This is a genomic window from Ruminococcus sp., from assembly GCF_024684275.1.
In genome coordinates, this window is record NZ_JAIKXF010000027.1 from 19,320 (window position 1) to 31,044 (window position 11,725).

Below are 11,725 nucleotides of genomic sequence, written 5' to 3' on the forward strand. Positions count from 1 at the left end.
CTATTAGAAGAGGAGGAAGATTAATGGCAGTTTTTAACGAAGATAACACTACCGAGCAGATGATCATATCTACTCTTAAGAAGAATGGCTGGGAGTATATCCCGGCAGAAAAACTAGATCGTGATGAAAACGATGTCATGGTTGAGTCGATGGTAAGAGAAGCTTTGGTTCGTTTGAATCCGGAGATTGCAGAAGAGGAGTCACGTGCAGACGAAATCATATATAAACTGCGCACGCTCTTCCTCTCAACAAACGCTCAGAATCTTGTTACTCAGAACGAAGCCTTTAAACAGATGGTATTCGAAAAGAACTCATATCCGTTTGGTGAAGATGGTAAGCAGGTGTCTATCGACTTCTTCGGTACTGAGATCAACGGTAAGCTAGATCAGAACAGATACGTTGTAACGAACCAGTGGGTGTATCCGAAGAAAGAAGGCGGTAAACGTCTGGATATAGTGCTTCTTGTAAATGGCTTTCCATTTGCTATCGGAGAGCTGAAGACTCCAGTTCGTGCGGCTATCACTTGGTTGGACGGAGCACAGGACATTAACAAGTACGAGCAGAGCATTCCGCAGATGTTTGTAACGAACGTATTCAACTTCGCAACAGAAGGCAAATGTTTTCGTTATGGTTCTGTTTGTATGCCGGCCGCAAAGTATGGTCCTTGGCATACAACGGACGATAAGTCTGACGGTTCTTTGGCAGCAGTACAGACAAGTGTTCAGGATATGATCACAAAGTATAAGATCATGGATCTGTTCCAATTCTTCACGCTCTACGCTACTGACAGCAAGTTTCGTAAGTACAAGGTCATCGCGCGCTATCAGCAGTATGAAGGGGCCAACATGATCATTGAGCGTGTGCGTGCAGGTTATCCGAAAAAGGGCCTTATCTGGCATTTTCAAGGTTCAGGTAAATCCTACCTTATGGAGTTCGCTGCAGTGAAGCTTCGTATGCTTCCGGACCTCAAGAATCCTACGGTTATTATCGTAGACGATCGTCTGGATCTGGAGTCGCAGATTACGGCACAGTTCCACTCCTCTGATGTTGGTAACTTGGAATCAGCATCTACCCGTGATCAACTTATGACGATGCTTAGACAGGATATCCGTAAGATTATTATCACGACTATCTTTCGCTTCCAGGAAGTTACCGGTGAACTTAGTTCACGCGACAATATCATTGTAATGGTCGATGAATGCCATAGAACGCAGGAAGGCGATCTTGGTATCAAGATGAGAACAGCTCTTCCGAACGCATTCTTCTTTGGTATGACCGGTACACCTATTAACCGCTTGGACAAGAATACATTTGCAACATTCGGTGCAACGGAAGATCGTAGCGGATACATGAGTAAGTATTCCTTCTCTGATTCTATTCGTGACCACGCTACACTACCTCTGAACTTCGAGCCGGTACCGGTGGATCTTCGTGTTGACAGAGATACGATGGACCGCGAGTTTGATATCCTTACTCGTGACCTTCCGGATTCTGATAAGGCCGAACTTTCCAAACGAGTTAACATGCAGGCTATCATGTACAATGAAAAACGTATTCATAAGGTTTGCGCACACATTGCAAAACACTTCTCTGAAAAGATACGTCCTAATGGATATAAGGCGCAGGTTGTTGTGTACGACCGCCCCTGTTGCCTAAAGTATAAAGAGGAGCTAGATAAACTGCTTGGCGAAGAATGCTCAACTATCGTTATGGACACCAACGATGATAAGGCAGACGAGTACAAAAAGTATCGCCGTTCAAAGGATGAAGAAGCAAAGATTCTTGACCGCTTCAGAGACCCTAACGATCCTCTTGAGATCGTCATAGTTACAGCTAAACTGCTGACTGGATTCGACGCACCTATCCTACAGGTTATGTATCTGGATAAGCCAATGAAGGATCACACCTTGCTGCAGGCAATCTGCCGTACTAACCGCACCTTTGACGAAGGTAAGACTCACGGTCTGATTGTCGACTACATCGGAATTTTTGATAACGTCGCCAAGGCTCTGGACTTCGACGAAGGTAGCATGAAAAAGGTCATTACAAACATCGAGGAAGTTAAAAAGCAGATTCCAGCTTTGCTTAGGAAGTGCCTCAGCTACTTCATGGGGGTTGATCGTACAGTAGATGGTTGGGAAGGCTTAATGGCAGCTCAGGAGTGTCTGCCTACAAATGCAGAGAAGGATAAGTTTGCAGCGGATTACCAGGTGCTTAACCGTGCATGGAATGCAGTTTCTCCTGATCCGATGCTTTCACCAATTCAGGCCGATTATGTATGGTTGACTAAGGTGTTTGAATCCGTAAAGCCAACTAATGGTGGTGGTGGACTTATTTGGGCGGCTCTCGGTCCGAAAACAATGGAAATTGTTAATTCCAATTTGGATGTTGGCGAAGTACACACTGATGAGGAGATACTCTCTCTTGATGCTGATCTTATTGATGCTTTCATTGAGAAGCACAAAGGTGCAAAGAACGCTGCGAAGAAGATCGAGATTGATCTTGTAGCACGAATCCATAAGCATTCGGATGATCCGAAATTTATGCGCCTTGGAGATAAGCTGGAGAAGCTTCGTGAACAGCATGAGCAGGGGCTTATTAACAGTATTGAATTTCTGAAGATGCTACTTGAGCTTGCAAGAGAAGCTGCGCAAGCTGAGAAAGAAGTTGTACCGGAGGAAGAAGTTGATAAGGGTAAAGCGGCTTTAACAGAACTCTTTAACGGTGTCAAGAACTCAAGTACTCCTATCATTGTCGAACGTATAGTTACAGATATTGACGATATTGTAAAGATCATTCGCTTTGATGGTTGGCAGAACACAACGGGAGGTCGACAGGAAGTAAAGAAGGCTCTTCGTAGTGTTGTATGGGTAAAATACAAAATCAAGGACAAGGAAGTCTTTGATAAAGCATACAGCTATATCGAGCAGTATTATTAAGAGTTTGAGCAGGTGGCTCATTTACGTCACCTGCTCGAGCAAGTTGAGGTGATACAGAATGGCAAAGTATCCGGATTTAAAAAGCTATTTACAATCGAATTACATAGAGCTTTTTACGAGCGAAATTCAGAAGTTCGTTGATAATAATTATGATGGTGGTGGATTTCATAGCATTAACGTACTGTCTTTACTGAAGCATAAAATAGAAAATGTCGAGGTAAAAGCTCTTAAATGTCATGATGCACCAGGTCCGATCGTAAAGATGGATGTCGGGCTGTCTGCGGATATAGTAGAGCTTGGGCTCGGTACAAAGAAGTACGAAGCCGATCGTAAATGCAGATGGTTTACAGTCTATTTGCAAGGGATACTTCGAGATGGACTTGTTGATGTAAAGGTCCTTAAAGTTAAGGAGTATCATAATGGTGCTTTTGAGAAAGATAATGCTTTGGATCAATTTTTGGTTCCTTACATATACACAGCTACTTTAGAAGAAACTGCAGATGACTTTACTGAATTCTATTGTGCTGATGCAATATATGATGCGTACATGCTTCCTATTGACCACATACTTCAACAATTAGAAATAAGGTTCTATATGGCTGATCTTCCAGATAATTGTTTTGGAAGGATGTATTTCAGAAAATCGAAGGCAACTGTGTACGAAAAGTACCCAATGATCGGCGAAGTGAAACGTGAAGATTATGAAATAGAACCCGGTACAATCCTAATTAGCCGTCAGAAATACTATCTTGGCAGTAACGGAACGCACCGCCTAACAATAGCACATGAGATTATTCACTGGCATCTGCATAAAAAGTATTATCAACTACTGGCATTGTTGGATGATCAAAGCGACATGATGTCTTGCGAGGTTGAACCGAGTCACTATGAAGAGAGTATGACAATGGCACAGAAGGCACATTGGTATGCAGAATGGCAAGCAAATGCATTGGCACTTCGTATAGCGATGCCGCAACATCTTATGGTTAGAGCGATGGAAGAAGCATATGATGCTTCGGAACCGTATCATTATAAAGGCGAATTGGTAGAAGATATGCTGAAACGTGTTGCAATGCTATTTGATGTACCTAGATTTGCTGCTAAACAGCGAGCTCGTCAGTTGGGTTGGGACGTTGCAGATGGCGCATTTGTATATGTTGACGGCAAATGGCATCAACCGTTTTATTTCCCAGAAGGAATACTCGAACAATACCAGACTTTTGTTATTGATAAGAACGGATTCGATAAGATTTATAGTAGCAATGCGGATTTTGCTGAACTTATAGATTCAGGAAAGTATCTTTATATTGGTTATGTAGTATGCATCAATGATCCTAAGTACCTTAAGGCTAGATTCATCGGCAATAGAGTTGAATTAGAATTGAGCGATTATGCATGTGAGCACGCAGATGAATGTTGCCTAGTATTCTCTTTCAAAAGTACTTCTTATCTGCGTGAAATGCAGGATAAATATGAATTTTACGGTGAATCATACCTCAGTAAGGAAGTTAAAAGTGAGAACTATGTAGAACACTACTATGATAAAAACTTCAACCAAGACTGTTTACAGAATGCAGACGAGCTAAAGAAGGAAATAGCAGCTATATTGAAAGCACAAGAGAAAGAAGATAATGTTTTTTTAGAAATGCAGCAGAATCATCTTACAACATTTGGCGCTACACTTGAATACCACAGGAAACGTAAAAAACATATCACCCTTGAACAGCTTGCAGAACGTTCGGGGCTGAGTGTTACTACTATTAAGAACTATCGATCAGGAAAGAGCGTGCCACCGATAGAAAATGTCATGGCAGTGTGCATAGGGTTAAACCTTCCCAAGGCATATAGTCTTCATCTTCTAAAGACATGTAGTTATTCTCTTGGTGATAGTCCGCGTGATCGAGCATATAGGCTATGCCTCGACTATGACGAAGGTACTCTCGAGCAGTGGAACATGATTCTAGCTGCTTGCTCTCAGCCAATGATTCCTGATAATAGAAATCAATAAAATAATAATGGACACATAAAGTTGCTCATAGATTATATCGAAAAAAGGGGCTTTGCGTATCAATCAGATACGCAAAGCCCCTTTTTTCTATCTTGAAATGGCAACTTTATGTGTCTGGCAGTTTTTTTGTAGATAAGATATAATGGGTACATCACAGGACGTTCATAAATGAAATAATTTGACCCGGGCAAGTCGTAAAACTGCCTACCGTCATACCAGTTCACCCCGGTGCACAGAGGTGGCTCGAACTGCTATGATGGTCAATAACAGAATACAGCACCAGTCTACGAGCATGACTGGCCATAACGAAACGAGATATTCCCGTTCCGTCAGGTCAGTCATGCCTTTTTTACGCCTCACTGCCTCCGGTTCGGGAAACGGACTGGAGGAAAAAAGATGAAACGTAAAAGAGTATACGTCCGTAAAAACGAAAGAGTTGAGCAGCTCGTAAAAACTGCTTCAAAGAAGCGTGGCACTTATGTTTACCGCCGCTATACCGATACCTATATGGAAGAAATCGAGCTGGTTCCCGGTGAGGACGGAATTAACGTAGCGGATATCAAGGCGCTTCATGCTGCTGATGACCACGATGTCTATACGAACCTCAAATCTCGCCGTCCAAAGCGTACTGCTGAGGAGCAGGCAGAGGTTGAGGCGTGGAAAGCTGAATATATCGTCAAGTACAAGGAAGAGCACGGCTATGCGCCGCATCCTGCTGACGTGGAGGCAGAGGCAAATGATCGATTTCCGAAAAACTGGACAACCTCTCTCGATGCAATCCTTGACGGAGACGATGACAATGGCTCCGGTGACAAGTCCGCTATTCTTGCAATGGCGTATCGCTCCACCAACTCAGAGCCTGGCTTTGAAGAGATGGCTGATGAGATAGCACTGACTTGGTCGGAGTCATGGCAAGAAATCTATTTCCGTGTACTACGTAACGGCGAAACCATCGTTAGCATCGCACGGGAGCGTGGTGTCACCGAAGGTGCTGTACGCAAGACTGTAACTAAAATCCGCAAGGCTCTGGCCGAAAATGCAGACCTGAGAAAGTTCGTCAGATTCTTCGACTGAGGGGTACGAATACACTGATTTTTATTTGACGGAAGATGCAGAGGGTAATTTCGCCCTCTGCATTTTTTCGTGGAGGTTGTTATATATGTACGAAGTAACAAGCAAATGGCGCAAAGTGAACGGTGTCGAAGTCGAAACGTGGGAGCGTGAGATCGTTGATGCAAACGTTCTGTCGGTTGAGGTCGGCACGACCGGCTACATGGGTGGCGATACGGGACATGGCGGTCGGACCTTCATCCGTATCAGCGATGAGGGCGGTACAGACATCAACGCAAAGGTTATCGAGGATCGTTACGGTGACACGATGGGTATCGAGATCGCCCTTGGCGGCGATGCGGAGCTGTCTACCATGATCGAAGCATTGAAGTTTATCACACAGGTACTGGAGGAAGGACGGGAGGCAGCGTTATGAAAATCGCATATGGCAACAGTCGCTTTGAGACGAAGTGGAAAAACAGTGAGATCGGTTGGGATGATTTCAAAAAACGTGTATCCTCTACGATCCGTACCACTGAAACCATAGAAGAATATCACAAGATGACGAAAGCACAGCAGGCAAACGTCAAGGACAAGGGCGGTTTTGTTGCAGGTCATCTTAAGTGCGGCAGGCGTAAGAAGAATATGGTTCTCTGCCGTTCAGCACTCGCCCTTGATATGGATTATGGCACGCCGGATGTTTGGGACGATATCATTGCCAAACAGCCGTATCGCTGCTGTGCATACAGCACTCACAAGCATACGCCGGACAAACCAAGACTGCGTATCGTGATTCCGCTTTCCCGTGATGTAAGCGAAGCTGAGTATCCGGCGGTTGCAAGAATGGTTGCAAAAGATATCGGTATCGACCTGTTCGATGATTCCACCTATGAGGCACACAGGCTGATGTACTGGCCGTCCACTTCGATGAACGGCAGCTTCTTCTATCAGGAAAAGGACGGTTGTGATCTCGATCCTGATGAGATACTTTCCCGTTATGATGATTGGCAGGACGAGTCAACATGGCCTGTTTCCACAAGACAGTCCGCCGTTGAGCATCATGACGTAAAGGCAATGGCTGATCCGCTTGCAAAAACGGGAATCGTCGGTGCATTCTGTCGTGCTTACAGCATTACAGCGGCAATCGCCACTTTTCTTACGGGTATCTATACCCCGTCCACTATGGAAAACCGCTACGATTATATCCCGGCGGATTCGGCGGCGGGTGTTGTCGTCTACGATGATAAATTCGTATACAGCCATCATGCTACCGATCCGGTATGCGGAAAACTGCTGAATGCCTTTGACCTTGTCCGCCTGCATAAGTTCGCAAACCTTGATACTCAGTCCACAGATGATACACCGCCTACAAAACTCCCGTCATACAAGGCAATGTCGGATATGGCGGTACAGGACGGAAATGTCAAGGCTCTTTTGGCAAAGGAACGCATGGCACAGGCGGCGGATGATTTTGCTGTATCTGATGACTGGCAGAAAAGCCTCACATACGATAAGTCCGGTAATTTACAGAATACACTTCGCAATCTGACGCTCATCCTTGAAAATGATGAAATGTTGCGGTCCATTGTCTTTAATCAGCAGCTTGACGGCATGGAGATCAAAGGGAAAGTGCCGTGGCAGCATCCGTCCAAATACTGGCGTGATGCCGATGATGCACAGCTTGTTAGCTATATTGATACCCACTACGGTTCTTTTTCGCAGAGGAACTTCCAAATTGCTGTCACAAAGGTATCGGACGACCGATCCTATCATCCAATCAGAGAGTATCTCAATTCCCTGCCGCAATGGGACGGCATTCCTAGAGTGGACACTCTGCTGATTGACTATCTTGGTGCTGATGATAACGCATATACCCGTGCCGTCACAAGGAAAACACTTTGTGCCGCCGTCTGCCGTGTACAGAAGCCCGGCTGTAAGTTCGATTCCATGTTGGTTCTCAATGGACCCCAGGGTATAGGAAAATCCACCCTTATTGCAAGGCTTGCCGGTGAATGGTTTTCTGATTCTCTCAATCTAAACGATACGAAGGATAAGACTGCCGCTGAGAAATTACAGGGGTATTGGATTCTGGAGATTGGTGAGCTTGCCGGACTGCGGAAAACAGAGGTCGAAACGCTCCGTTCTTTCCTTTCACGCCAGAACGATATCTATCGTGCCTCTTTCGGCAAACGTGCAACACCGCATCTGCGGCAGTGCGTCTTCTTCGGAACGACCAATGCCGAGACAGGTTATCTGCGCGACACCACCGGCAACAGACGCTTCTGGCCTGTGAAAACACCCGGTGGAATGAATAAGCATTCCTGGGATCTGGATGAATACGAAATCAGCCAGATCTGGGCGGAAGTCATGGAATACGTCAATGCCGGAGAAAAGCTCTATCTTGATGCCAAGCTGGATATCTATGCAAAGGAAGAACAGCGTGAAGCAATGGAATCCGATGAGCGTGAAGGATTGGTGCGTGAATATCTGGAAAAACTCCTGCCTGAGAACTGGGCAGAAATGTCATTGTATGAGCGTCGGAATTACCTGAACGGCGAGTCGGAGTTCGGGGGCAATACTCGCATAGGCACGTTACAACGCAGCTATGTCAGCAATATGGAAATATGGTGCGAGTGTTTTGAAAAGGATCGTGCCAATCTCTCCATCTCTGAGAGCAATAAGATCAAGGCGATCCTTGCCAAACTGGGATGGGTACGGCAGGAGAAAAAGCTCCGTATTCCTCTCTACGGACCGCAGTGGATTTATGTTCCGGGCGGATGTTCCAGTTAAATGTTCCGAAAACTGGAACGTTCCAATCACCTTCACGTTCCATAAAATCATTATCCGGAACATGAAAACTGAAACAAACCATACCCCACTGAAACACAGATTAAAACGGCTTTACTGTTCCAATGTTCCAATTATTATCTATATAAAAAGAAATGGGTAAGAAATGGGTGCACATATACCATATACACTCATTTATAAATATATAGCAATTTTTCGGGACATTGGAACGTCTGCCGGATAGGAGAAAATCCATGGAAGAGAAGTTTATCGAACATAAGCTAAGGGAAATAGTGAGAGAGCGAGGCGGCATTGCATTGAAATTCGTATCGCCGGGATTCAGCGGAGTTCCTGATCGACTTGTGCTGATGCCGAATGGGAAGATAGCATTTGTTGAAGTGAAAGCACCCGGTGAAAAGCCCAGAGCCTTGCAGGTTTCCCGGCATAAGCTCCTGCGGCGGTTAGGCTTCAAGGTGTATGTGCTTGACAGTATGGCAGGCATACAAAGAATCATTGAGGAGGTGATGACGGATGAAGCTTCATGATTATCAGGAATATGCAGTCGATTTTATAAAGGAACACCCGATCGCAGCACTCCTGCTTGATATGGGCTTGGGTTGACAAAACCGTCACAACGCTTACGGCGATAAACGACCTGCTGTTCGACAGCTTTGAGATACACAAAGTTCTGATCATCGCACCCTTGCGGGTAGCTCGTGATACATGGGCGGCAGAGATCGAAAAGTGGGAGCATCTGCAGGCGCTGACATACAGCATCGCAGTCGGTACAGCGGAAGAACGCAGGACGGCACTTTCACGGAAGGCTGATGTCTATATCATCAACCGTGAGAATGTCGGCTGGCTCATAGACGAGATGCAGTTCGATTATGACATGATCGTCATTGACGAACTGAGTTCCTTCAAAAACCACCAGACAAAGCGCTTCAAGGCTCTCATGAAGGTCAGACCGAAGGCAAAGCGCATCGTGGGGCTGACGGGAACGCCGACCGGAAACGGACTCATGGACCTGTATGCAGAGTTCCGGCTTCTGGATATGGGACAGCGGCTCGGACGCTTTATCGGGCAGTACCGCAATACCTACTTCCAGCCCGATAAGCGAAACGGTATGATCGTGTACAGTTACAAGGCGCTGCCCGGTGCGGAAGAGGCAATATACGAGAAGATATCCGACATCACGGTATCCATGAGAGCGACCGACCATCTGAAGATGCCGGAGCTTGTCATGAGCGAATATACCGTGCAGCTTTCCGAAGCGGAGCATAAGAAATACAGCGACCTGCGGCAGGAACTGGTGCTGTCTCTGCCAGACGGAGAAGTCACAGCCGCCAATGCCGCAAGTCTCAGCAATAAGCTGTCGCAGATGGCGAACGGTGCGATATATGATGACTCCGGTGAGATCGTACCCATACATGACCGGAAGCTGGATGCCCTTGAGGATATCATCGAAAGCATGAACGGCAGACCGCTGCTGATCGCATACTGGTTCAAGCATGATCTCAGCCGCATATCCGAGCGTCTGCATCAGCTTCATATCCCGTTCAGCACACTGGATAAGCCCGACAGCATCAGCCGCTGGAACAAAGGTGAACTGCCTGTCGCCCTGATACATCCTGCATCAGCTGGACACGGACTGAACCTACAAAGCGGTGGCAGCACTCTTGTGTGGTTCGGGCTGACATGGAGTCTGGAACTGTATCAGCAGACCAACGCCCGACTGTGGCGGCAGGGACAGCAGTCCGCGACCGTTGTCATACAGCATATCGTCACAAAAGGCACAGTCGATGAACGCATCCTGAAAGCATTGCAGGATAAGGACAAAACGCAGTCAGCCCTGATGGATGCGGTCAAAGCGGAACTGGAGGGATGCTATGGGATATAAATTGCTTGCCGCTGCCGTAATAGAAAAAGCCCTGCTGGATTATAAAGCCGCCCTTATTACAAAAAACAAGGACGGCATCAATGAAGCAGAGCGGTTTCTGAGGTCGCAGTGGTTTGAAGTTTTAGCGGATGATCTGAACGGTGAAACGCTGATCACAACAATGAAGGAGGCATTTGCATGAAGGAATACTGGGACAAGATGGAGCGGCTCCGCAAACGCATCAACCGGAAGATCCACGAGATACATCTTCTGCGACAGCGGGCGGAGGGCATGAACGGCAGCGGCATCAATGATATGCCGAGGACAGTGTCTCCCGACCGCAGCAAAATGGAAAGTACCGTGTTCAAGATCATGGCGCTGGAGCAGGACATCAAGGAAACGCAGGAAGAATATGATATTCTGCTTGCCAACATGGAACATAGAATCCGTGAGGTCGATGACGGCGATATCCGTGACCTTCTGACCAAGCGTTATATCGAGTTCAAGCCGTGGAGCGTCATTGCTGCGGAACTATATATCAGCAAGCGCAAGGCCTATTATATCCACAGAAAAGCTCTTGAAAGTTTGCAGTCTGATGCAGTCCAATTCACTTGAAAACACTGGGAAAGTATGCTATAATGTATAATAGGAAAATTGGACGAAAAACTCAATATGAAAAGGTGGTGTTAAAATGTTACTTAGGGATTTACTAGAAGCAAATGGAGCCTCTGGGACTGATACTGTTAGGCTTTCGATTCATGATGTTAAGCATTGGGAAGGCGATGATTATCAGGTCGATAGCATTCCCGAAGAGCTTCTGGATTGCAAGTGTAAAATGAATTCGACCGGAACTACATATATTGTAGATCGTACTTTAAGCCCAGATTGGGATGAACCCCTCATATATTAAGAAATAACCTGAGCCGTTGTGGGTATCCGCAGCGGCTTTTGTTATGCCCGAAGGAGGTGTCGGCGATGCCGAGGAAGGCACTGAAACCGTGCAAGCACCCCGGCTGTCCGAGACTGACCGAGGGTGCGTACTGCGACGAACACAAGCCCCTG

9 protein-coding genes and 1 pseudogene are annotated in these 11,725 nt (G+C 46.2%); all 10 read left to right on the top strand.

Translation table 11 applies throughout. The annotated features are described in order from the left end of the window. Window positions 1–23: 23 nt before the first annotated feature. The 10 genes and pseudogenes from K5677_RS03370 to K5677_RS03415 all read left to right on the top strand — a co-directional run bounded on the left by K5677_RS03370 (window position 24) and on the right by K5677_RS03415 (window position 11,573). Complete coding sequence (locus K5677_RS03370) at window positions 24–2,939, top strand: HsdR family type I site-specific deoxyribonuclease (protein ID WP_296724652.1); 2,916 nt, start codon at window positions 24–26, stop codon at window positions 2,937–2,939. A gap of 58 nt (window positions 2,940–2,997) precedes the next feature. Beyond that, window positions 2,998–4,947, top strand: a complete 1,950-nt coding sequence (locus tag K5677_RS03375) for a helix-turn-helix transcriptional regulator (RefSeq protein ID WP_296724653.1) — start codon at window positions 2,998–3,000, stop codon at window positions 4,945–4,947. A 396-nt stretch (window positions 4,948–5,343) separates the two neighbouring features. Then, window positions 5,344–6,021 (top strand): hypothetical protein, encoded by a 678-nt coding sequence (locus K5677_RS03380; RefSeq protein WP_296724656.1) that lies wholly within the window; start codon window positions 5,344–5,346, stop codon window positions 6,019–6,021. A gap of 85 nt (window positions 6,022–6,106) precedes the next feature. Continuing rightward, on the top strand, window positions 6,107–6,433 hold the full coding sequence (locus K5677_RS03385; protein ID WP_296724659.1) for a hypothetical protein: 327 nt from the start codon (window positions 6,107–6,109) through the stop codon (window positions 6,431–6,433). Between the two features lie 125 nt (window positions 6,434–6,558). Further along, window positions 6,559–8,787: a virulence-associated E family protein gene (locus K5677_RS03390; RefSeq protein ID WP_366848830.1), complete on the top strand. Its 2,229-nt coding sequence runs from the start codon at window positions 6,559–6,561 to the stop codon at window positions 8,785–8,787. Window positions 8,788–9,038: 251 nt separating this feature from the next. After that, window positions 9,039–9,329 (top strand): VRR-NUC domain-containing protein, encoded by a 291-nt coding sequence (locus K5677_RS03395; protein WP_296724664.1) that lies wholly within the window; start codon window positions 9,039–9,041, stop codon window positions 9,327–9,329. Beyond that, a pseudogene (locus K5677_RS03400) lies at window positions 9,316–10,684 on the top strand (DEAD/DEAH box helicase). Before K5677_RS03395 ends, K5677_RS03400 begins: the two are co-directional and overlap by 14 nt. Beyond that, the gene (locus K5677_RS03405) at window positions 10,674–10,865 is read left to right on the top strand and encodes a hypothetical protein (RefSeq protein ID WP_296724666.1); all 192 of its coding nucleotides are present in this window, start codon (window positions 10,674–10,676) and stop codon (window positions 10,863–10,865) included. Before K5677_RS03400 ends, K5677_RS03405 begins: the two are co-directional and overlap by 11 nt. Next, complete coding sequence (locus tag K5677_RS03410) at window positions 10,862–11,278, top strand: hypothetical protein (RefSeq protein ID WP_296724669.1); 417 nt, start codon at window positions 10,862–10,864, stop codon at window positions 11,276–11,278. The genes K5677_RS03405 and K5677_RS03410 overlap by 4 nt, the downstream gene beginning before the upstream one ends. A gap of 76 nt (window positions 11,279–11,354) precedes the next feature. Next, window positions 11,355–11,573 (top strand): hypothetical protein, encoded by a 219-nt coding sequence (locus K5677_RS03415; protein WP_296724671.1) that lies wholly within the window; start codon window positions 11,355–11,357, stop codon window positions 11,571–11,573. Window positions 11,574–11,725: the final 152 nt, after the last annotated feature.